Consider the following 24,884-nt stretch of genomic DNA (forward strand, 5'->3'; position numbering starts at 1 on the left):
CACTTCCTTTATTATATTACAATCAAGCATTTACTATGTTTCACTCCAAAAGTGCTTCTGTCTATGCAAATACTCCCCTTTTGCAGCACCCCTGCATTTATCCATTTTGTGTTATACATTTTTCATACAATCTTTATAAATTATTTCCCAAACCCACAAACACCTTAAAATTTGGTATACTGTCTATTGCTCAAAGTTATCCACTTATACACAACGCTATACCTCAAATTTGTGGATAAGTATAATGTTATTCACAGAGTCCTCAGCATTTAAGAACATATTCACACCCATTTGACAGAGGTTGTTGTTAAAAAGTATAATTATGTGGATAAGTTATGTAGATATTGATTGCTACAGAGTTTAAATTAATAAATTATACAACAAAAGCCTGTGTATAAATCACAGTTAGGTAATAGTTATCCACTGATTGTGCGTAACTTGTGGATAATTATCAACAGCCTGTGATTCTTTTTATTTGTACCTGTTGTTTTTGTGTATAACTTTAAAATTTACGAAAGTTGGAGTTTGTTATTATGTCAGAACAAGAAATATGGGAAAAAGTTCTAACCTTGGCTCAAGAAAAAGTAAGTAGTGCAAGCTACCAAACATTTCTTAAAGATACAAAATTGTTTAAACTGCAGAATGAGCAAGCGATTGTAGTTACTGATGACGATTTTGTTGCTAATTGGTTAAAGATGAATTACGCAGAAATTATTAAAGCTGCTTTATATGAAGCAATTGGTCATGAGATAGCACCAGTCTTTTATACTGAAGAAGAGCTAAAAAGCTTACATACAAGTGAGCAAAAAGAAGAAAATCAACCAGAACAACCAGCCAAAAAGTATACGCCAGGCGTTGATGAAGCTGTCATTGGCGGTGAACAGTTCAATACACATAATACGTTTGAAACATTTGTCATTGGACCAGGTAATAGATTCCCTCATGCTGCAAGTCTTGCAGTGGCAGAAGCACCAGCTAAAGCGTATAATCCATTATTTATTTATGGGGGTGTTGGTTTAGGTAAGACCCATCTAATGCATGCGATTGGTCATTATGTATTGGATAACAATCCAGACGCTAAAGTTATTTATACGTCTAGTGAAAAATTTACAAATGAATTTATTAAGTCTATTCGTGATAATAAAACTGAACGTTTTAGGGAAAAATACCGTAATATCGACGTTTTATTAATTGATGATATTCAATTTATTCAAAATAAAGAACAGACTCAAGAAGAATTTTTCCATACATTTAATGAATTACATCAAGCAAATAAGCAAATTGTAATTTCTAGTGATCGACCTCCAAAAGAAATTGCTAAACTAGAAGATCGTTTACGTTCACGTTTCGAATGGGGATTAATCGTAGATATTACGCCGCCTGATTATGAAACAAGAATGGCGATTTTACAGAAAAAAATTGGCGAAGAAAATCTTAACATTCCGACTGAGGCGCTTACTTACATCGCTAATCAAATTCAGTCTAATATTCGTGAACTTGAAGGTGCATTAACACGTGTCTTAGCATTTTCAAAATTACAGGGACAACCCATTACGACTGAGTTAACAGCTGAAGCACTTAAAGATATTATTCAAGCACCTAAATCTAAAAAAATCACGATACAAGATATTCAGAAAATTGTTGGTCAGTATTATAGTGTAAGAATTGAAGATTTTAGCGCTAAAAAACGAACAAAATCCATCGCTTATCCGCGTCAAATTGCAATGTACTTATCGCGTGAGTTAACCGATTTTTCATTACCAAAAATTGGTGAAGAGTTTGGCGGTCGTGATCATACAACGGTTATTCATGCACATGAAAAAATAGTTAAAGATATACAAAATGATCAAACTTTTAAACAAGAAGTTGAAAATTTAGAAAAAGAAATAAGAAACCAATAAAATAAACTGTACTATAACAGATTAAGCGTAGGTATTTTGAGGAATAGTTAATAGAGGGATTATAAACGTTATTGTGGATAATGTTAAAAAGTCATACACACAGTGCACAAGTTATCCACAGTCTTTAATCGACGTCACTGTTCACTAAAATTAACTTATCCCCTAATCCACAAGCCCTACTACTATTACTACTGTTTTAAAACCTATATAATTTAATATATAAACGACTGGAAGGAGTTTAATAAAGATGGAATTCACAATAAGAAGAGATTATTTTATTAATCAATTAAATGACACACTTAAGGCCATCTCACCAAGAACAACATTACCTATCTTAACTGGTATCAAAATTGAAGTTAAAAACAACGAAGTTATACTAACTGGTTCTGATTCAGAAATCTCAATCGAAATCACTATTCCTAAACAAGTCGATGGTGAAGATATTATTGATATTGCTGAAACCGGATCAGTCGTGCTTCCTGGTCGTTTCTTCGTAGACATTATAAAAAAATTACCAGGTAAAGAAGTTAAACTTTCTACAAATGAACAGTTCCAAACACTTATTACATCTGGACATTCTGAATTTAACTTAAGTGGTTTAGACCCAGATCAATACCCGTTATTGCCACAAGTTTCTCGTGATGATGCGATCCAATTATCTGTTAAAGTGCTTAAAAACGTTATCGCACAGACTAATTTCGCAGTGTCCACCTCAGAAACACGCCCAGTGCTTACTGGTGTCAACTGGCTTATACAAGAAAATGAATTAATATGCACAGCTACTGACTCACACCGCTTGGCTGTAAGAAAGGTAGCATTAGAAGATGACTCAGAAAATAAAAATGTCATCATTCCTGGTAAAGCATTGTCTGAGTTAAATAAGATTATGTCAGACAGTGAAGAAGACATCGATATTTTCTTTGCTTCAAATCAAGTGTTATTCAAAGTGGGTAACGTAAACTTTATTTCACGTTTATTAGAAGGTCATTATCCTGATACATCTCGTTTATTCCCAGAGAATTACGAAATTAAATTAGGAATTGATAATGGTGAATTCTATCATGCCATCGATCGTGCATCATTATTAGCACGTGAAGGCGGCAATAATGTCATTAAATTAAGTACAGGTAATGAACTTGTAGAATTATCTTCAACATCACCAGAAATTGGTACGGTAAAAGAAGATGTTAAAGCAAGTAATGTAGATGGTGGCAACTTAAAAATCTCATTCAACTCAAAATATATGATGGATGCTTTAAAAGCCATTGATAACGATGAAGTGGAAGTAGAATTTTTCGGTACAATGAAACCATTTATTTTAAAACCAAAAGACGATGATTCAGTTACACAACTCATCTTGCCGATTAGAACGTATTAATCGTATTGTTAAATAGATTAATGCAATTACTTTTCTCATAAAAGTGCAACTTAACAGGAACAAGCCTTTGAAATCTTAGTGAATTCTGGTTTGTCCCTGTTTTTATTTGAAAAAAAAAGTCCGATTTTAAAAGCAGATAGTAAGAGATAAATAGAAATTTGCTAATGTTATTACTTAATTTCATGATTAAAGACATTTAAAGGGCAAATATAAGCATTTTGAACATTTTCTTAGGGAAAAATACTTAAAAGTAATAAAAGTGTCTTAAAACAGCTCTAAATGCAAAATAAATATAGTCCGTTTATCATACATAAATTTTTAAGCAGATTAAGGTATTTAGTGAAAATTAATATTATTTGTAAAGAATGCCCATATAATGTATTTATTTTTGATATAATATGACATATGAAACAACGTTAAAAATAACTTTGAAACTAATTATCTAAAAATAGTTAAAATAAGTTAAAAGAAATCGCTTACTCACTGTATTTTGCATGAAATTTTCCGCAAAAAAAGGTATAATATATAAGTGAGCTTAAAAGAAATGGAGTGATTGATTTGGTTGAAGAGGTAATTGTTGATGGAGACATTACTTTAGGGCAATTTCTAAAGACAGAAGGTATTATCGAATCTGGCGGACAAGCAAAATGGTTCTTACAAGATTTTGATGTCATGATCAATGATGAGCGTGAAACGCGTCGCGGTAAGAAATTAAATCATCGAGATAGCATTGTCATACCAGAAGTCGGTTCATTTTTGATATTACATCAAGGTGAAGAATGAAATTAAAGACACTCCAGTTACAAAATTATCGTAATTATGACTCGATTTCCTTAAATTGTCATCCCGATGTCAATATATTGATTGGTGAAAATGCCCAAGGGAAGACTAATTTATTAGAATCTATTTATACATTAGCACTAGCTAAAAGTCACAGAACGTCTAATGACAAAGAACTCATACGTTTCGATAGCGACTATGCTAAAATAGAGGGTGATCTTAGTTATAGATATGGTGAGATGCCTTTAACGATGTACATCACTAAAAAAGGTAAGCAAGTCAAAATCAATCACTTAGAACAAAGTAGACTGACTCAGTATATTGGGCACTTGAACGTCGTTTTGTTTGCGCCTGAGGATTTAAATATTGTCAAAGGATCACCGCAGATTAGACGTAGATTTATAGATATGGAACTTGGACAAATCTCAGCAGTATATTTAAATGATTTGTCACAGTATCAACGTATTTTAAAACAAAAGAATAATTATTTGAAGCAACTGCAATATGGACAAAAGACAGACAGCACCATGCTTGAAGTCTTAAACCAACAATTTGCAGAATACGCACTCAAAATTACGCTAAGACGTGAACATTTTATTAATGAACTTGAATCACTAGCGAAACCTATCCATTCTGGGATTACAAATGAACGTGAAACATTGTCTTTAAGCTATTTACCTAGTATTAAACTAGAAAATAAAGATAAAAGTGAGACGGAACGCTTAGAGGAAGTCTTAACGATACTTAATGACAATATGGAACGAGAAAAAGACCGAGGTGTGTGTTTATACGGACCTCACAGAGATGATTTAGGTTTTAATGTGAATGGAATGGACGCTCAGACTTATGGCTCGCAAGGTCAACAAAGAACTACTGCATTATCAATCAAACTCGCTGAAATTGAGTTAATGAATATTGAAGTAGGTGAGTATCCAATTCTATTGCTAGATGATGTATTAAGTGAGTTAGATGATTCACGTCAATCTCATTTATTGAGCACTATTCAACATAAAGTGCAGACTTTTGTTACTACGACATCCGTAGACGGTATAGAACATGAAATTATGAAAAACGCTAAACTTTATCGCATTAATCAGGGCGAAATTATAAAGTAATGGAAAGTGAAGGTGGAAGCAGTGTCAGATGTGAACAACACGGAAGATTATGGTGCTGGACAGATTCAGGTATTGGAAGGTCTAGAAGCGGTACGTAAAAGACCAGGTATGTATATTGGTTCAACTTCAGAAAAAGGTTTACACCATCTTGTATGGGAAATTGTCGATAACAGTATCGATGAAGCACTTGCAGGTTATGCCGACACAATTGAAGTTGTGATCGAAAAAGATAATTGGATTAAGGTAACGGATAATGGCCGTGGTATACCTGTTGGCATTCAAGAAAAAATGGGACGTCCTGCAGTTGAGGTTATTCTAACTGTATTACATGCCGGTGGTAAATTCGGTGGCGGCGGTTATAAAGTTTCTGGTGGTTTACATGGTGTAGGTTCATCAGTAGTCAACGCGTTATCAGAAGATCTTGAAGTATACGTGTATAAAGACCGCAAAGTTTATCATCAAGGTTATAAAAAAGGTGTACCTCAATTTGACTTGAAAGTCATTGAAGAAACAGATGATGATAATACAGGTACAGTCATTCGTTTTAAAGCGGATCCTGAAATTTTCACAGAAACGACAACATATCATTATGAAACATTACAACAACGTACAAGAGAGCTTGCGTTCCTAAATAAAGGTATTTCAATTACTTTAAGAGATGAACGCGGTGAAGAAGTTCGTGAAGACACATATCACTATGAAGGTGGTATTAAATCTTATGTTGAAATGCTAAATGATAACAAAGAGCCTTTACATGAAGAACCTATTTACGTGCATCAAACGAAAGATGATATTGAAGTTGAAATTGCCTTACAATACAACAAAGGTTTTGCAACAAACCTGTTGACGTATGCGAATAATATTCACACATATGAAGGCGGTACACACGAGGAAGGTTTCAAACGTGCGCTATCTCGTGTACTTAATAGTTACGGATTAAGTAGTAAAATTATCAAAGAAGATAAAGAAAGACTTTCAGGTGAAGACACACGTGAAGGTTTGACAGCAATTGTTTCAATTAAGCACGGTGATCCACAATTTGAAGGACAAACAAAAACAAAATTAGGTAACTCTGAAGTACGTCAAATCGTTGATAAACTATTCTCCGAGTTATTTGAGCGCTTCTTATATGAACATCCTCAAGTAGGCCGTATTGTAGTTGAAAAAGGTATCATGGCTTCGCACGCACGTCTTGCTGCGAAAAAAGCACGTGAAGTCACACGCCGTAAATCAGCATTAGAAATATCAAGCTTACCTGGTAAATTGGCCGATTGCTCTAGTAAAGACCCATCACGTAGTGAAATCTTTATCGTCGAGGGTGACTCTGCCGGTGGGTCTACAAAATCCGGTCGTGATTCAGAAACACAAGCTATATTACCATTGCGTGGTAAAATCTTGAACGTTGAAAAAGCACGTTTAGATAGAATTTTAAATAATAACGAGATTCGTTCGATGATTACGGCATTTGGTACGGGTATTGGTGGCGAATTTGATTTAAGTAAAGCACGCTATCATAAGATTGTCCTTATGACAGATGCTGATGTCGATGGTGCACATATTAGAACATTGTTATTAACATTCTTCTATCGCTTTATGAGACCATTGTTAGAAGCAGGATATGTGTATATTGCACAACCACCTTTATTCAAACTGACACAAGGTAAACAAAAATACTATGTCTTTAATGAACGTGAATTAGAAAAACTTAAAGCTGAGTTAGAACCAACGCCAAAATGGTCGATTTCACGTTACAAAGGTCTTGGTGAAATGAATGCGGATCAATTATGGGAAACTACCATGAATCCAGAAAATAGAGCCATGTTACAAGTATCATTGGATGATGCGATTGAAGCGGACCAAGTCTTCGAAATGTTAATGGGCGACGTTGTAGAGAACCGTAGACAGTTTATTGAAGATAATGCAGTCTATGCCAACTTAGATTTCTAATACGATGAACTGAATTTTTGAAGGAGGATATCTTGATGGCTGAATTACCTGAATCAAGAATTAATGAACGAAATATAACGAGTGAGATGCGCGAGTCATTCTTAGACTATGCGATGAGTGTTATTGTCTCACGTGCTTTACCTGATGTTAGAGATGGTTTGAAACCAGTACATCGACGCATATTGTATGGATTACATGAACAAGGTATGACACCAGACAAGTCATACAAGAAATCTGCGCGTATTGTTGGGGACGTAATGGGTAAATATCACCCACATGGTGACTCATCAATTTATGAAGCAATGGTTAGAATGGCACAAGACTTCAGCTATCGATATCCTTTAGTTGATGGACAAGGTAACTTTGGTTCTATGGATGGCGATGGTGCGGCTGCGATGCGTTATACAGAAGCACGTATGTCTAAGATTACACTTGAATTACTTAGAGATTTAAATAAAGATACCATTGATTTTATCGATAACTATGATGGTAATGAAAGAGAGCCGTCAGTCTTACCTGCTAGATTCCCTAACTTATTAGTTAATGGTGCATCAGGTATCGCTGTTGGTATGGCTACAAATATTCCACCACATAATTTAACAGAGGTCATCAACGGTATTTTAAGTTTAAGTTATAATCCCGATATTACCATTGCTGAATTGATGGAAGATATACAAGGGCCAGACTTCCCGACTGCAGGTATTATCCTTGGAAAGAGTGGGATTCGTCGTGCATTTGAAACAGGTCGTGGATCAATACAATTGCGCTCTCGTGCAGAAATAGAAGAACGTGGTGGCGGCCGTCAACGTATTGTTGTTACAGAAGTACCGTACCAAGTTAACAAAGCACGTATGATAGAAAAGATTGCTGAATTAGCGCGTGATAAGAAAATAGACGGTATCACAGACTTACGAGATGAAACAAGTTTACGTACAGGTGTCCGTGTAGTAATCGATATCCGTAAAGATGCCAACGCGAGTGTTGTCTTAAATAACTTATACAAACAAACACCATTACAAACATCATTTGGTGTAAACATGATTGCCTTAGTTAATGGCAGACCAAAACTTATTTCACTTAAAGATGCCTTAGTTGAATACTTAGAACATCAAAAAGTCGTTGTAAGAAGACGTACCGAATATAATTTGAAAAAAGCTTTAGATCGTGCACATATCTTAGAAGGTTTGAGAATTGCGCTTGATCATATTGATGAAATTATCAGAGTTATTCGTGAATCAGATAACGATAAGATTGCCATGGCAAGTTTACAAGAACAATTTAAATTATCTGAACGTCAAGCACAAGCGATTTTAGATATGCGTTTAAGACGTTTAACTGGTTTAGAAAGAGATAAGATTGAAGCTGAATATAATGAACTAATTGCTTATATTGAAGAATTGAAATCTATCCTTGCAGACGAAGAAAAATTATTACAAATTGTTCGTGATGAATTGATTGATGTCCGTGAGCGTTATGGTGATGAACGTAAGACTGAAATCCAACTTGGTGGTTTAGATGACATTGAAGATGAAGATCTAATTCCAGAAGAACAAATTGTGATTACGTTAAGTCATAATAACTACATCAAACGATTACCAGTTTCAACTTATAGAGCACAACACCGTGGTGGTCGTGGTGTTCAAGGTATGAATACGCTAGAAGAAGACTTTGTAAGTCAACTTGTGACGTTAAGTACACATGACAACGTGCTATTCTTTACGAATAAAGGTCGTGTCTATAAACTTAAAGGCTACGAAGTGCCTGAGCTTTCTCGACAGTCTAAAGGTATCCCAGTAGTTAACGCAATTGAGTTAGATAATGACGAATCGATTAGTACGATGATTGCTGTTAAAGATTTAGAAAGTGAAGAAGATTATTTAGTCTTTGCTACTCAAAAAGGTAGAGTGAAACGTTCTGCCCTAAGTAACTTCTCACATATTAATAAAAACGGTAAAATTGCGATTAGTTTCAAACAGGATGACGAATTGATTGCAGTACGTCTAACTGATGGTGAAACTGATATTCTAATCGGTACATCGCACGCTTCATTAATTCGCTTCCCTGAAACTGCCTTACGTCCACTTGGCCGTACCGCAGCGGGTGTGAAAGGTATTACACTTAGAGAAGACGATAAAGTAGTCGGTTTAGATGTTACAAAAGTCGAAAGCGATGATGAAATACTCGTCGTGACTGAAAATGGTTACGGTAAACGTACACCAGTTGAAGATTACAGATTATCAAACCGTGGTGGTAAAGGTATTAAAACAGCGACTATCACAGAACGTAATGGTAATGTAGTTTGTATCACATCAGTGACTGGTGAAGAAGACTTGATGGTTGTTACAAACTCTGGCGTGATTATCCGTATTGATGTAGAGGATATTTCACAAAACGGTCGTGCAGCACAAGGTGTGAGATTGATTAAATTAGGTGAAAATCAATTCGTATCTACAGTAGCTAAAGTAAATGAGGAAGATGAAGCTGAAACAGAAACTGAAGCAATTGCCTCCGATTCAGAAATTACTGATGCAACTGAACAAATAGCACAAGATTCACAACAAGGTGAAGCTGTGATAGAGGACGATGCACCAGGCAACGCCATTCATACAGAAGTTGAAGATAGTGATGTATCAGATGATGATGATCGTCAAGAAGTACGACAAGACTTTATGGACCGTGTGAATGAAGATATTGATAATGCGGACAATGAAGATAACGAAGAAGAGTAATTTTATGCGATAATAGTCATTATAAAAAAGACCTACCTCAATGAGGTAGGTCTTTTTTGGCTTAATTTTCTAAAGCTTTCATAGCATGAGGTATTTCACTGATTAGTCTGGATGGTGGCACGACATACATTTTTTCTGCTAACTGTTCTCCAATATAACTATGCGTATACGTAGCACTTGTAACGGCTTCTTCTGTGTCGTTGAATTGGCCGACAAAGCTTGTAATCATACCAGATAAAGTATCACCCATACCACCTGTAGCCATTGCAGGTGTCCCTATTGGCAGTTTGTAGTCTTTACCTCTGAAATAGATTTCAGTTCCGTGCATTTTTAAAACAATGGTTGCACCAATGCGATCTGCGGCTTCACGATTACGTTCATACGTTTGTTCCTCTATAGGAATACCACTTAAACGTTCCCACTCTTTTTGGTGAGGCGTAAAGATAACCTTACACGTAGGAATGTCTGGTTTCAATTTACTAAAAATTGTTATAGCATCCCCATCTACAATTAATTTTTGATATGGTTGAATATTTTGTAATAGGAAAGTGATGGCATTATTGCCTTTAAAATCACAACCGAGTCCCGGTCCGATTAAGATACAATCCGTGTTCTCAATCATTTTTGTTAACATTTTAGTATCGTTAATATCAATCACCATGGCCTCTGGACAACGTGAATGTAAAGCGGCATGATTTGTTGGATGTGTAGCTACAGTGATTAATCCGCTACCACTATAAACACACGCTCGAGCTGCAAGCATGATTGCACCACCTAAGTTCGCATTACCCCCAATTAAAAGAATTCTCCCATAATCACCTTTATGTGTTTCATCTTTACGTTTTGGAATGCTTACTTGTGATAAAGTTTCCATTTTGAAACCTCCTTTTAAACATTTAGCGTTAATTTAATACGTTGACTTGAAAAAGATAAGCATCTGCTTAAAATGATAAATGTTAAAGTTGGCTATCTTATATTCTCTATATTATAGAATTTTAAAACCATTTTCTTTTAAGTTACTTATATCTTATTTTCATGTGCTCATTTATAAATACAATAAGAAATATTATACCTGGTTTCGAGATTAGTCAATAGGCAAAGTCGTAAAGAAAATATTAATTTTAGAAAACATAATTTTGATACGACTTTATCCCATTAAATCAGTAATTTAATACCATATTACGGATATGGTCAATCCTATTGTTCGTGTGAAAATGTAAGCGTATACTCGAATTAATTGAACAAAATAGATAAGCGAGGAGATGGGGAAATGACATTACAACTTAATGGTGAAATGTTGACAATCAATGATATTAAAATGTTCTTAAATAAGGAAGATACCGTTGAAGTAACACAAGAAGCACTGGAACGCGTAAAGAAAAGTAGACAAACGGTGGAACACATTATAGAAAACAAAGAAACAATCTATGGTATTACAACTGGATTTGGATTATTTAGTGATGTGCGAATTGATAAAGGTGAATACAATCAATTACAAGTAAATTTAATTCGATCACATGCTTGTGGTGTTGGGAAACCATTTTCAGAAGAAGTTGCTTTAGTAATGATGGTCTTACGATTAAATACTCTGTTGAAAGGTCATTCTGGTACGACAGTCGCGTTATTAGAGCAACTTGTTTATTATATCAATCACAGAATTGTACCAGTGATTCCACAGCAAGGCTCTTTAGGGGCATCAGGGGATTTAGCGCCATTATCTCATTTAGCATTAGCTTTAATTGGTGAAGGCAATGTATTTTTTAAAGGTGAAGAAGTTGACAGCCGGTATGTCTTAAATCAATTAAATCGTAACCCAATACAATTACAAGCTAAAGAAGGGCTTGCACTCATCAATGGCACGCAAGCGATGACTGCGCAAGGTGTGATTAATTATATTGAAGCGGAAGCCTTAGGTTACCAAGCAGAATGGATTGCAGCTCTAACACATCAAGCATTAAATGGCATTACAGATGCTTATAATGAAAAAGTGCATAAAGCACGTAATTTTCAAGAACAAATAGATGTTGCAGCTAGAATGTTAGATTGGTTAGATGGCTCAGAGTTAACCACTACACAAGGTGACATACGTGTACAAGATGCATACACATTACGCTGTATTCCACAAATACATGGCGCAAGTTTTCAAGTATTTAATTATGTGAAAGAAAAATTAGAATTTGAAATGAACGCTGCTAATGATAATCCATTAATATTTGATGAAGGCGATGAAACGCTTGTTATTTCTGGAGGTAATTTCCATGGGCAACCGATTGCCTTTGCATTAGATTTCTTAAAGTTAGGTGTAAGTGAATTGGCTAATGTCTCAGAGCGTCGTCTAGAACGACTCGTAAATCCTCAATTAAATAATGGATTGCCTGCCTTTTTAAGCCCACAACCAGGATTACAGAGTGGTGCGATGATTATGCAGTATGCTGCTGCGAGCCTAGTATCAGAAAATAAAACACTCGCACATCCAGCAAGTGTTGACTCAATACCATCGTCAGCTAATCAAGAGGATCACGTTTCGATGGGAACAATTGCCTCTCGTCATGGCTATCACATCATTGAAAATGCGAGACGTGTCTTAGCAATTGAAACGATTATTGCATTACAAGCCGTTGAATATAAAGATATTGATAAATTATCACCGAAAACATATGAAAAGTATCAAGAATTACGTCACATCGTACCATCAATTACAGAAGATAGACAGTTCCATAAAGATATTGAAGCGGTATCGCAATATTTACAAGATCTTGCTTATATGTAGGGACTTTAATTGACATAAACGTTGTCACCCTTGAAATAGCTGATGTTATTTGCTATATTTAAATTAACTTAATTATGCTATTGTTCGTAGGATAAGTAATATTGAATTTTGATTTCAGAGAGCTTGTGGTTAGTGTGAACAAGTAATCATATTTAATATGAATCTACCTACTATATGAGAACAATCGGTTATAGCCGTTATTTAGTGAGAGTGCAGTCTAATTTTGGACTGTTAAATAGGGTGGCAACGCGTAGACCACGTCCCTTGTACAGGGACGTGGTCTTTTTGTGTTATTATCCAATAAATTTTGAAATTTGAAAGGATGAGCAGCATGTTAGATATCAAATTATTCCGTAATGATCCAGAATTCCTTAAAGAAAAAGTTGCAAAACGTGGTATGGATTCAAAAGTAGTAGATGAAGTATTAGAACTAGATGAGCAACGTCGTCAACTTATCAGTCAAGCCGAAGAAATGAAGGCAGAGCGTAATAAAGTAAGTGGAGAAATTGCTCAGAAAAAACGTAATAAAGAAGATGCAGACTATGCAATCGCAGCTATGCGTAACCTAGGTGATGAAATTAAAGTACTAGATGATACTTTAAATCAAGTAGATGTTGACCTTAATGATAAATTGTCTCGTATTCCAAATATCATTCACGACGATGTACCAGAAGGTGCTACGGATGAAGATAATATAGAAGTTAAACGTTGGGGTACACCTAGAACTTTTGAATTTGAAGATAAAGCACACTGGGATTTAGTAGAAGAGTTAGAGATGGTTGATTTTGAAAGAGCAGCTAAAGTCTCTGGTGCGAGATTCGTATTCTTGACAGGTGACGGTGCACAATTAGAGAGAGCGTTAATGAACTACATGATTACGAAACATACGACACAACATGGCTATACGGAAATGATGGTACCACAATTAGTTAATGCCGATTCTATGTATGGTACAGGTCAACTTCCTAAATTTGAAGAAGACTTATTTAAAGTAGAAAAAGAAGGCCTTTATACCATTCCAACTGCAGAAGTGCCATTAACGAATTATTACCGCAATGAAATCATTGCACCTGACGTATTACCAGCTAAATTTACAGCTCAATCAGCTTGTTATCGTAGTGAGGCTGGATCTGCTGGTCGTGATACACGAGGACTTATTCGCTTACACCAATTTGATAAAGTTGAAATGGTACGTATTGAAAAACCTGAAGATTCTTGGCAAGCACTTGAAGACATGACTCATCATGCAGAAGCGATTTTAGAAGAACTTGGTTTACCATATCGCCGTGTTATCTTGTGTACAGGAGATATTGGTTTTGGTTCAAGTAAAACATATGATTTAGAAGTTTGGTTACCAAGCTATAATGATTATAAAGAAATCAGCTCTTGTTCAAATATTACAGATTTCCAAGCACGTCGTTCAAACATTCGCTTCAAACGCGATAAAAATGCGAAACCAGAATTAGCGCATACTTTAAATGGTAGCGGGTTAGCTGTAGGTCGTACCTTTGCAGCTATCGTTGAGAACTATCAAAATGAAGATGGCTCAGTTACAATTCCAGAAGTGTTAGTTCCATTTATGGGTGGTAAAACAGTCATCCGTCCGACTAAATAAAAAACTGAAAGTAATGCTAAAAACGCGTAGCGACAATAGGTCCTATGCGTTTTTTGTGCACTATCGAAAGGGTAGGGGAGGTGTAAAAAGTATAAAATAGCAAATATGATTAGGCGGAATTCAGCTATATTTTAGAGGTATGTCTTAATTATTTCTAAAAATTCAGAGAAATATAAACAACGTGTGTTTAAGCTTTTTAAGACAATCGTTAGTCTAACCTCACACAAACGGATGTCTAAAGATATTGCGCATTTAGAATGAGTTGTATTAGAATTGATATATTATTTTTGAAGTGCCATGAGAGGGTGGGTGTGTATGGAAAATGAAGCGCATGTAACATTTAAACAAGGTGTCAAAGCGTGTATTCCTACCTTGTTAGGATACGCAGGCGTGGGTTTATCTTTTGGAATTGTTGCAGTTGCTTCAGGATTTAGCTTGTTGGAAATTATTTTACTGTGTTTGCTTGTATACGCAGGCGCAGCACAATTTATAATTTGCGCGCTTGTTATTGCAGGTACACCTATATCCGCAATTGTATTAACTGCGTTCATCGTCAATTCTAGGATGTTCTTATTAAGTATGACACTCGCGCCAAGCTATAAGGATTATAGTTTACTAAATAGAATTGGGTTGGCAACACTGGTAACAGATGAAACATTTGGGGTTGCAGTGACACCACATCTAAAAGGCGAAAAAATTAATGATCGATGGCTACACGGTTTGAATATAACAGCTTATGTTTTTTGGACGATTGCATGTATTATTGGTGCTTTATTTGGTAAGTACATCCATGACCCAGACGCATTAGGCTTAGACTTTGCAATAACGGCTATGTTTATTTTTCTTGCCGTCTCCCAATTTGAATCAATCAGGCGCTCAAAAGTTAAGATTTACTTAGTTCTGATTATTTGTGTCATTGTGATGATGTTGGGATTAAGTTTATTTATGCCATTATATTTAGCAATTATTTTAGCTTCTACAATAACGGCAGCACTTGGGGTGGTGATGGAACGATGACGACAACGATACATATGTTAACGATTATTATTTTATGCGGAATTGTGACGTGGTTGACTCGAATTATACCGTTTGTGATGATTTCTAAAGTTCATTTATCTGAACGTGTAGTCAAATGGCTCTCCTTTATCCCAATTACATTGTTTACAGCGTTGATTATTGATGGTGTCTTGGTCCAACAAGATGGTGTAATTGGATACACAATCAATATGGCATTTTTGATAACGATGATACCTACGATTGTAATTGCCATCGTTTCAAGGAGTTTAACGATAACGATTCTAAGTGGGATTATTATTATGGCATTGTTGAGATGGTTTTTTTAAAGAATATCATTGATGAAACACAGGATATCCGTTAGAATTAGAATAATTAGAAAATTATGATATTTCCGATTTTTAGTCTGTCATACTTTCGTTTTATACAATTAAAATCAAATCTTATTTCGAGAAGCTGAGGGACTTGGCCTAGTGATGCTTCAGCAACCGGCTGTGTAGTACGGTGCTAAAACCAACGATACACTCGAATGATAAGTAATTATAACTTCTTACTTATTTTATATGAGTGAGAAGTTTTTTATTAAGTAGGAGGGAAATCATGACGAATTATACGGTAGATACTTTAGAATTAGGGCCTTTTACAACGGAATCTGGAGAACTCATATCTAATTTGAAACTACGCTATGAACATGTGGGGTTGAAAGGACAACCTTTAGTTGTTGTCTGTCACGCTTTGACAGGTAACCATTTAACATATGGGACAAATGATCAACCAGGATGGTGGAGAGGTATCATTGATGGGGGCTATATGCCTATCAATGATTATCAGTTTTTAACTTTTAATGTAATTGGTAGTCCGTATGGTTCAAGTTCGGCATTAACAGATGCTGATTTCCCTCAAACGCTCACGTTAAGAGACATTGTACGTGCAATTGAAATAGGCATAGAAACGTTAGGATTTGAACACATTAATATTCTCATTGGTGGTTCTTTAGGAGGCATGCAAGCGATTGAATTATTATATAATCGCAAATTTAATGTCGATAAAGCCGTTATACTTGCTGCAACGGATAAAACATCATCCTACAGTCGAGCGTTTAACGAGATAGCGAGGCAAGCCATTCATTTAGATCCTAAAAATGGTATGAGTATCGCTAGACAATTGGGTTTCTTAACTTATCGATCATCTAAAAGTTATGATAAACGCTTTTCACCAGATCAAGTTGTCGCCTATCAAAAACATCAAGGTGATAAGTTTATGAATCATTTTGATTATGCATGTTATTTAACACTGCTGGATGTCTTGGATAGTCATGATGTCGATAGAGGACGTGATGATGTGGATGAAGTATTCCGTAATTTAGATACGAAGGTTATGACAATGGGCTTTACCGATGACTTACTTTATCCTGATGACCTTGTTCGAGCAGTCGGCGAGCGCTTTAAATTTCATAAACACTTTTTCGTTCCTGACAATGTAGGACATGATGGATTTTTACTTAACTTCAATGATTGGGCGCCGAATCTATATCACTTTTTAAAAGTCTATAAAATCAAACGTAAATGAACTAACTAAATAGATTTAATTTTTGGGATGTGCCGGTTGTCTTCTTACTACTAAATAGAGGTGAGAAACAAGTTGGTTACATCCTATTTTTGTGTGAAATATAAATAAGTTGTTGTTAGTGAAGAAGCGATTGATATATAACAATGATTTCTAAGGATTATAGTGAAGGTGTATTTTCTGAATAGAACTTCTATATAAAATGGGTTGCCAATAATTGTATAAAAGTTTTAAAGAGGTTAAAATAAAGGGTATAGTCAAAAATAGTATGGGAGTGGCGAATTTGTTTTCTAAAATATATCCTAAAGCAACTGTGCTTAGTATTCTAACGCTAATCGTAGTCGCTTTGGCTTTGCATATATTACCACCGCTTGGTCTTGTATTGAGCGCGTTTGCGACAATTCCGGGCATTATCTTATGGCATAAATCAATTGAATCATTCGGATTGACAGCTGTCGTAACGGTTGTATTAACAACTTTACTGGGTAATATATTTGTATTAAGTATCATGGTCCTCGTGCTCATTACGAGTTTCGTTGTTGGCCAATTATTAAAAGAAAGAACATCTAAAGAACGTATACTATATATAACGACTACATATATTAGTATGATTTCATTAATTGCATTTATGGGACTGCAAACGTTTGATAAGATACCAAGCGCGACAGTTTTAATGAACCCAATAAAAGATCAAATGCATCAGGTTATTTCAGGTGCTTCAGTTGGTAACGAGTATAAACAAATGCTCGAAGAGGGATTCCGTCAATTGGCAGTTCAGTTACCAAGTATGGTAATCATTGCAGTTTTTCTACTTATTTTAATCAATTTAATTATTACTTTTCCAATTTTACGTAAATTCAAAATCGCTACACCAATATTTAAACCATTATATGCTTGGCAGATGAGCCGTTCATTATTATGGATATATATTATTGTCTTGATTTGTGTTATGTTTGCAAGCCAAGCTGGTACTTTCCAAAGTATCGTTTTAAACTTTGAAATTGTGTTATCATTATGTATGTATATTCAGGGGTTAAGTGTTATTCACTTTTTCGGCAAAGCAAAATCAATGCCACTCGTACTTACTGTGTTACTAATGGTTATAGGGACAATTTTAATGCCATTAACACATATTGTAAGTCTCCTGGGTGTAATCGATTTATGTTTTAACTTAAAAAGTATCATTAAAAAATGATTTGAGGTGGAAGAATGAACCGTCAATCCACTAAAAAAGCGTTGATTTTACCATTTGTAATTATGACGCTCACCGCAATTGCGCTGGTTGTAGTTTGGTTTGTTTTTAACCAACTCGTAGCAGGTATAGCGACGATTGTATTAGTGATTATTATTATAGGGACAGCATTTATGGTAAGACAAGCTTTACAAAAATTAGACAGCTATGTGGACAATTTAAGTGGTCATATCTCTGAAGGTAGTAATATCGCAATTAAAAATCTACCTATCGGAATGATTATCTTAGATGAAAATGAAAACATAGAGTGGATGAATAGATTTATGTCGGAACGTTTAAATCGTAATGTAATTTCCGACCCAGTCAACGAAGTATATCCTAATATCTTAAAACAATTAGAAAAAACACAAGAAATAGAAATTAATGAAAATGAATACCACTATCGTGTGCGTTATTCAGAAAAAGAACACGTGCTTTATTTCTTCGACATTACAAAAGAAGTCTATACAAATGAATTATATGAATCATCTAAACCAATTATAGCGACATTATTCTTGGATAATTATGATGAAATTACCCAAAATATGAATGATACGCAAAAATCAGAAATCAACTCAATGGTTACGCGCGTCATCAGTAGATGGGCAACAGAACATAATATTTACTTTAAACGCTATAGTTCGGATCAATTCGTGGCATATTTAAACCAAAATATTTTAAACGAAATTGAAGCAACTAACTTTAGTATTTTAAGCCAATTACGTGAAAAGAGCGTAGGTTATCGCGCGCAATTAACATTAAGTATTGGTGTGGGTGAAGGTTCTGAAAATCTAATTGATCTTGGAGAACTTTCTCAATCTGGCCTAGATTTAGCACTCGGTCGTGGTGGCGACCAAGTTGCAATTAAACACGTGAACGGTAATGTACGTTTCTATGGTGGTAAGACTGACCCAATGGAAAAACGTACACGTGTAAGAGCGCGTGTTATCTCACATGCACTTAAAGATATCTTAATGGAAGGCGACAAAGTGATTATCATGGGGCACAAGAGTCCTGATTTAGACGCAATTGGTGCAGCAATTGGTGTATCTCGTTTTGCGATGATGAATAATCTAGATGCCTATATTGTTTTAAATGAATCTGATATCGATCCGACGTTACGACGTGTTATGGATGCGGTAAATGAAAAACCAGAACTTAAAGATCGTTTCATCACTTCAGATGAAGCATGGGACATTATGACTTCCAAGACAACGCTTGTCGTTGTAGATACGCACAAACCAGAAATGGTCATCGATGAAAATATTTTGAATAAAGCCAATCGTAAAGTAGTCATTGACCATCATAGACGTGGTGAAAGTTTCATTTCGAGTCCATTACTTGTATATATGGAACCTTATGCAAGTTCAACAGCAGAACTCGTTACAGAATTACTCGAGTATCAACCAACAGAACAACGTCTGACACGTTTAGAATCAACGGTCATGTTTGCCGGCATCATTGTAGATACACGTAACTTCACATTGCGTACTGGCTCTAGAACATTTGATGCGGCAAGTTATTTACGTGCACATGGTGCCGATACAATCTTGACGCAGCATTTCTTAAAAGATGACCTTGATACGTATATTAATCGTACTGAATTGATCCAAACAGTGAAACTACAAGATAATGGTGTTGCCATTGCACATGGTTCAGATGAGAAAATCTACCATCCTGTTACAGTTGCACAAGCTGCCGATGAACTGTTAAGTTTAGATGGTGTAGAAGCTTCTTATGTAGTTGCAAGAAGAGAAGACAATGTCGTAGGTATGTCTGCGCGTTCACTTGGTGCAGTCAATGTTCAGTTAACAATGGAAGCACTTGGTGGTGGAGGTCATTTAACGAACGCAGCCACACAATTAAAAGATGTGACTGTTGATGAAGCAATTGAAAAATTACAACAAGCTATAACAGAACAAATGAGTAGGAGTGAAAATTCATGAAAGTAATATTCACACAAGATGTTAAAGGTAAAGGTAAAAAAGGCGAAGTTAAAGACGTACCAGTTGGTTACGCAAATAACTTCTTATTGAAGAAAAACATGGCAGTTGAAGCAACGCCAGGTAACTTAAAACAATTAGAACAAAAAAATAAAGCTGCTGAAGCAGAACGTCAACAAGAAATTGAAGATGCTAAAAAATTAAAAGAACAATTAAGTGAGATTGAAGTCGAAGTATCTGCTAAAACAGGTGAAGGCGGTAAATTATTTGGTTCAGTAAGTACCAAACAAATCACACAAGCATTACAACAACAACATGACATTAAGATTGATAAACGTAAAATGGACTTACCAAATGGTATCCATGCATTAGGTTACACTAACGTACCAGTTAAATTAGACAAAGAAGTTGAAGGTACAATTCGTGTACACACAGTTGAACAATAATAACGGATTGAGATATGAGGTGTAAGCGCAATGGATGGAATGGATGGAATGTACGAACAAAATCAAATGCCACACAGTAATGAGGCTGAACAGTCTGTCTTAGGTGCCATTATCATAGATCCAGAATTAATCAACACTACTCAGGAAGTATTACTTCCTGAGTCCTTTTATAGAGGGGCACACCAGCACATTTTCAGAGCAATGATGAACCTCAATGAAGATAATAAAGATATCGATGTCGTTACCATTATGGATCAGTTATCCCAAGAAGGACGATTGAATGAAGCGGGCGGTCCTCAATATCTTGCAGAATTATCAAGTAATGTGCCGACCACACGTAATATTCAATATTATACGGAAATTGTGTTTAAACACGCCACGAAGCGTAAATTAATTCAAACTGCGGATAGTATTGCGAACGATGGCTATAATGATGAACTGGAACTAGATACGATACTTAACGATGCTGAACGTCGTATATTAGAACTATCATCCACACGTGAAAGTGATGGATTTAAAGACATTCGAGATGTCTTAGGTGATGTTTATGAAAATGCAGAACTATTAGATCAGAACAGTGGTCAAACGCCAGGTATTCCAACAGGGTATCGCGATTTAGACCAAATGACAGCGGGTTTTAACCGTAACGATTTAATTATCTTAGCAGCACGTCCTTCGGTAGGTAAGACTGCCTTCGCACTTAATATTGCACAAAAAGTGGCAACACATGAAGATCATTTTTCTGTAGGGATCTTTTCTTTAGAGATGGGCGCAGATCAGTTAGCAACACGTATGATTTGTAGCTCGGGCAATGTGGATTCGAACCGCTTAAGAACAGGTATGATGACTGAGGAAGACTGGAATCGTTTCACAATTGCTGTAGGTAAATTATCACGTACAAAGATATTTATTGATGATACACCTGGGATTCGTATCACAGATATTCGTTCAAAGTGTCGTCGCTTGAAACAAGAACATGGCTTAGACATGATTGTTATTGACTACTTACAGTTAATTTCAGGTAGTGGTTCTCGTTTTTCTGACAATCGACAACAAGAAGTATCAGAAATATCACGTACTTTAAAGGCGATTGCCAGAGAATTAGAATGTCCTGTGATTGCATTGAGTCAGTTATCTCGTGGTGTAGAACAACGTCAGGATAAACGTCCGATGATGAGTGATATACGTGAGTCGGGTTCTATCGAGCAAGATGCCGATATCGTAGCCTTCTTATATCGTGATGATTATTACAATCGTGGCGAAGATGAAGACGACGATGATGATTCAAATTACGAACCACAAACGAATGACGATAATGGTGAAATTGAAATCATTATTGCGAAACAACGTAACGGCCCTACAGGCACCGTTAAGTTACACTTTATGAAACAATATAATAAATTTACAGATATAGATTATGCACATGCTGATTTTGGATAAGGTAAAAAAATAATTTTCTTGTTAATTTCCGTACAATAATACAAATATGTATTTCATTGTACGGTTTTTGTTTGTGTTTATTGCCGTGTATTCGCAGTAAGTATGTGTCCTTATAAATGTAAAAAATGGTCTTAATACTTGGTGTGACTGGATTTAAACTGTATCTCTTTCCACTTTGAACACCATCAAAATTTTCAAAATATAAATAAATTAATGTTCGATTTTTGGTTTGCAATATGGTTGGTGTATTGGTAAAATACGTAATGGTTAATCGAGAAAACTTGGAGGTGCTCATATGTCATCAATAGTAGTCGTTGGGACACAATGGGGAGACGAAGGTAAAGGTAAAATTACAGATTTCTTAGCAGAACAAGCAGATGTTATTGCACGTTTTTCAGGCGGTAACAATGCAGGCCACACAATTAAATTTGGTGGAGAAACATATAAATTACACTTAGTACCATCTGGTATTTTCTATAAAGAAAAATTAGCAGTTATTGGTAATGGTGTCGTTGTCGATCCAGTAGCACTATTAAAAGAATTAGACGCGCTAAACGAAAGAGGTATTTCAACGGATAATTTACGCATTTCAAACCGTGCGCAAGTTATTTTACCTTATCATATTAAACAAGATGAATATGAAGAAGAACGTCGCGGAGATAATAAAATCGGTACAACGAAAAAAGGTATCGGTCCAGCTTATGTAGATAAAGCACAACGTATTGGTATCCGTGTCGCAGATTTATTAGATAAAGAAACATTTGAAAAATTATTAAAAGATAATATAGAATACAAAGGTGCATACTTCGAAGGGATGTTTGGCAAAGCATGTCCAACATTTGAAGAAATCTTTGAAACATATTATGCAGCTGGTCAACGTTTAGCACCATTCGTGACAGATACTGCAAAAGTTTTAGATGATGCCTTTGTAGCTGACGAAAAAGTATTATTCGAAGGCGCACAAGGTGTGATGTTAGATATCGACCATGGTACATATCCATTCGTTACATCAAGTAACCCAGTTGCAGGTAATGTGACTGTCGGTGGCGGTGTAGGTCCAACATTCGTCTCTAAAGTTATCGGTGTGTGTAAAGCCTATACATCACGTGTCGGCGATGGTCCATTCCCAACAGAACTATTTGACGAAGATGGGCACCACATCCGTGAAGTAGGTCGTGAATACGGTACAACAACAGGACGTCCACGTCGTGTAGGTTGGTTCGACTCAGTTGTATTACGTCATTCTCGTCGTGCAAGTGGTATTACAGATTTATCTATTAACTCAATTGATGTATTAACAGGCCTTAAAGAAGTTAAAATCTGTACTGCTTATGAGTTAGACGGTAAAGAAATTACGGAATACCCAGCTAACTTGAAAGACTTACAACGTTGTAAGCCAATTTTTGAAACATTACCAGGTTGGACAGAAGATGTGACAGGTTGTCGTTCATTAGAAGAATTACCTAATAATGCGCGTAGATACTTAGAACGTATTTCTGAATTATGTGACGTGAAGATTTCAATCTTCTCAGTAGGTCCAGACCGTAATCAAACAAACCTATTAAAATCACTATGGTAAGATTGTAGATTAGATATTATAAAAACCTTGTAGATGTCATCACACAATGAGTGGATGGTACTTCTACAAGGTTTTTTGTTTATCTATATTAATGATTTATGTGATGATCGCGAAAAGTGAGGATTTGATCAACTGCCGTTACGTAACCAGGTTGATCCAAGGCTTGTGTTTGCTTGATTTTTTTAATCTGTGCTTGATAAGTTGCGCGATTCTGTAACATTTCCACAACTTTTGCTTTCAAATCTTCGGTTGTGACAGTTTCAGAATTCAGTTGTTGACCTACGTTGATATTTTCAATTTGTTGCGCAACGAGCGGTTGGTCCGCATTTTGTGGAAAAGCCAATAAAGGCACATCCATTAATAATGCTTCATTTGTACTATTCATTCCAGCATGTGTTAAGAAAAGTGCTGTATGCTGTAATAGTTCTGTCTGAGGTACATAGGATTTCAATAATACATTATCAGGGATTGTATCAAAGTCAGCCGCGTTATTTGCTTCACCAATCGATACGATGACAGATACATCAAGATCTTTTAACGCGGCAAAACATTGATTAAAGAAACCAATATTTTGATTAAATACCGTGCCAAGGGAAACGTAAACTATTGGTCGGCTTTGATCAACTTGACTCATAAAATCCGTTGACTGTGGTTGCATCACAGATGGTCCAACAAAACGATAATGTCCTGAATCAAATAATTCAGGATTTATTTGGAATTTTTCCAAGATATAAGCAATATTGAAATCGCCCGGATTATTCATTGTTTCATAACGTGAGTTAACCTCGACGCCATAGGTTGTTTGAATATGCTGTTGTAAATGATTAAAAGTGTCTTCTACGTCATTCATTTCTGTTTCTGATAACGCCTGTGCATTATAGTTGAGTGCCACTTCAAACGTTTCTGCAGTATGTGCAAAAGACGTAATCGACGAAATGGTAGGAATATGTAATTTTTGCGCAATTAAGTTACCAAAACTAAACATGGAGTCAGAAATTAAATAATCATAATGTTCATTTTTCGTATCTTCCAAAATCTTTGGAAGTATTACATCCGCAGTATTCAATAAGCCGTTGACGACGTGGAATAAATTGCCAGAGCCGTATGCTGTAAAGCGTTGTATAATCTCATCTGTTGGTAGTGTACGTATTTCCACACCCGTATCTTTTAGCTTATCTTGATATTGATCTCCAATGTAGTAAACCACCTCTTCACCACGCGCCACAAGTTCTTTACACACGGCAATCGTAGGATTAAGATGTCCAATGGATCCTGAATTAATAAATAATACCTTAGCCAATCATAAGCCCTCCTCATATTTTATTTAACTAGTTTATCAAAAAGTATTGAAAACAAAAAAGATTTAAATTTTAATAGTTTTTAAAAAATTATCAATTTCTCATATTTTAGTGACTGAAATGATAAAAATG

At 35.6% G+C, this 24,884-nt stretch carries 18 protein-coding genes, 1 riboswitch and 1 other annotated feature; of the genes, 16 read left to right on the plus strand and 2 right to left on the minus strand.

The genetic code is table 11. The features are described 5' to 3' along the window. Positions 1-533 precede the first annotated feature (533 nt). From dnaA to gyrA, 6 genes are all read left to right on the plus strand, one after another. A complete protein-coding gene (dnaA, locus tag M1D64_RS00005) occupies positions 534-1,901 on the plus strand; it encodes a chromosomal replication initiator protein DnaA (protein ID WP_069838054.1) in 1,368 nt (455 codons plus the stop codon). A gap of 247 nt (positions 1,902-2,148) precedes the next feature. Further along, positions 2,149-3,279: a DNA polymerase III subunit beta gene (dnaN, locus tag M1D64_RS00010; protein WP_041080283.1), complete on the plus strand. Its 1,131-nt coding sequence runs from the start codon at positions 2,149-2,151 to the stop codon at positions 3,277-3,279. 549 nt (positions 3,280-3,828) lie between these two features. Further along, positions 3,829-4,062 carry a S4 domain-containing protein YaaA gene (gene yaaA, locus M1D64_RS00015; protein ID WP_171914394.1) on the plus strand — a complete coding sequence of 78 codons (234 nt, stop codon included), beginning with the start codon at positions 3,829-3,831 and terminating at the stop codon, positions 4,060-4,062. Next, entirely contained in the window at positions 4,059-5,174 is a 1,116-nt protein-coding gene (gene recF, locus M1D64_RS00020) for a DNA replication/repair protein RecF (RefSeq protein ID WP_069838055.1), read from the plus strand. The genes yaaA and recF overlap by 4 nt, the downstream gene beginning before the upstream one ends. A gap of 12 nt (positions 5,175-5,186) precedes the next feature. Beyond that, a complete protein-coding gene (gyrB, locus tag M1D64_RS00025) occupies positions 5,187-7,121 on the plus strand; it encodes a DNA topoisomerase (ATP-hydrolyzing) subunit B (RefSeq protein WP_206260727.1) in 1,935 nt (644 codons plus the stop codon). A gap of 35 nt (positions 7,122-7,156) precedes the next feature. Continuing rightward, a complete protein-coding gene (gene gyrA, locus M1D64_RS00030) occupies positions 7,157-9,850 on the plus strand; it encodes a DNA gyrase subunit A (RefSeq protein ID WP_480977520.1) in 2,694 nt (897 codons plus the stop codon). Positions 9,851-9,911: 61 nt separating this feature from the next. On the opposite strand, the gene M1D64_RS00035 is transcribed toward gyrA, so the two are convergent. Further along, a complete protein-coding gene (locus M1D64_RS00035) occupies positions 9,912-10,724 on the minus strand; it encodes an NAD(P)H-hydrate dehydratase (protein WP_326005958.1) in 813 nt (270 codons plus the stop codon). Between the two features lie 396 nt (positions 10,725-11,120). On the opposite strand from M1D64_RS00035, the gene hutH reads away from it, so the two are divergent. From hutH to M1D64_RS00085, 10 genes are all read left to right on the plus strand, one after another. Further along, complete coding sequence (gene hutH, locus M1D64_RS00040; RefSeq protein ID WP_041080281.1) at positions 11,121-12,620, plus strand: histidine ammonia-lyase; 1,500 nt, start codon at positions 11,121-11,123, stop codon at positions 12,618-12,620. A gap of 79 nt (positions 12,621-12,699) precedes the next feature. Then, positions 12,700-12,888 (plus strand) — a binding site (T-box leader). A 63-nt stretch (positions 12,889-12,951) separates the two neighbouring features. Further along, positions 12,952-14,235, plus strand: coding sequence for a serine--tRNA ligase (gene serS, locus M1D64_RS00045; protein WP_480977521.1), 1,284 nt, complete (start codon positions 12,952-12,954; stop codon positions 14,233-14,235). A gap of 315 nt (positions 14,236-14,550) precedes the next feature. Next, on the plus strand, positions 14,551-15,252 hold the full coding sequence (locus M1D64_RS00050) for an AzlC family ABC transporter permease (protein ID WP_480977522.1): 702 nt from the start codon (positions 14,551-14,553) through the stop codon (positions 15,250-15,252). Next, the gene (locus M1D64_RS00055; RefSeq protein ID WP_115347121.1) at positions 15,249-15,578 is read left to right on the plus strand and encodes an AzlD domain-containing protein; all 330 of its coding nucleotides are present in this window, start codon (positions 15,249-15,251) and stop codon (positions 15,576-15,578) included. The genes M1D64_RS00050 and M1D64_RS00055 overlap by 4 nt, the downstream gene beginning before the upstream one ends. A gap of 111 nt (positions 15,579-15,689) precedes the next feature. Beyond that, positions 15,690-15,788, plus strand: a riboswitch (SAM riboswitch). Positions 15,789-15,849: 61 nt separating this feature from the next. Beyond that, positions 15,850-16,818 (plus strand): homoserine O-acetyltransferase MetX, encoded by a 969-nt coding sequence (gene metX, locus M1D64_RS00060; RefSeq protein ID WP_002481973.1) that lies wholly within the window; start codon positions 15,850-15,852, stop codon positions 16,816-16,818. A 265-nt stretch (positions 16,819-17,083) separates the two neighbouring features. Then, complete coding sequence (locus M1D64_RS00065; RefSeq protein WP_172606392.1) at positions 17,084-18,010, plus strand: DUF2232 domain-containing protein; 927 nt, start codon at positions 17,084-17,086, stop codon at positions 18,008-18,010. Between the two features lie 14 nt (positions 18,011-18,024). Further along, positions 18,025-19,992 carry a DHH family phosphoesterase gene (locus M1D64_RS00070; RefSeq protein ID WP_002481976.1) on the plus strand — a complete coding sequence of 656 codons (1,968 nt, stop codon included), beginning with the start codon at positions 18,025-18,027 and terminating at the stop codon, positions 19,990-19,992. Continuing rightward, positions 19,989-20,435 (plus strand): 50S ribosomal protein L9, encoded by a 447-nt coding sequence (gene rplI, locus M1D64_RS00075; RefSeq protein WP_002481977.1) that lies wholly within the window; start codon positions 19,989-19,991, stop codon positions 20,433-20,435. Before M1D64_RS00070 ends, rplI begins: the two co-directional genes overlap by 4 nt. Positions 20,436-20,474: 39 nt before the next feature. Next, positions 20,475-21,875 (plus strand): replicative DNA helicase, encoded by a 1,401-nt coding sequence (gene dnaB, locus M1D64_RS00080; protein ID WP_037537355.1) that lies wholly within the window; start codon positions 20,475-20,477, stop codon positions 21,873-21,875. 295 nt (positions 21,876-22,170) lie between these two features. After that, positions 22,171-23,454: an adenylosuccinate synthase gene (locus M1D64_RS00085; protein ID WP_002481979.1), complete on the plus strand. Its 1,284-nt coding sequence runs from the start codon at positions 22,171-22,173 to the stop codon at positions 23,452-23,454. Positions 23,455-23,542: 88 nt separating this feature from the next. On the opposite strand, the gene M1D64_RS00090 is transcribed toward M1D64_RS00085, so the two are convergent. Continuing rightward, the gene (locus M1D64_RS00090; protein ID WP_002481980.1) at positions 23,543-24,754 is read right to left on the minus strand and encodes a macrolide family glycosyltransferase; all 1,212 of its coding nucleotides are present in this window, start codon (positions 24,752-24,754) and stop codon (positions 23,543-23,545) included. Positions 24,755-24,884: the final 130 nt, after the last annotated feature.

It is taken from the genome of Staphylococcus sp. Z5-21 (assembly GCF_056529615.1).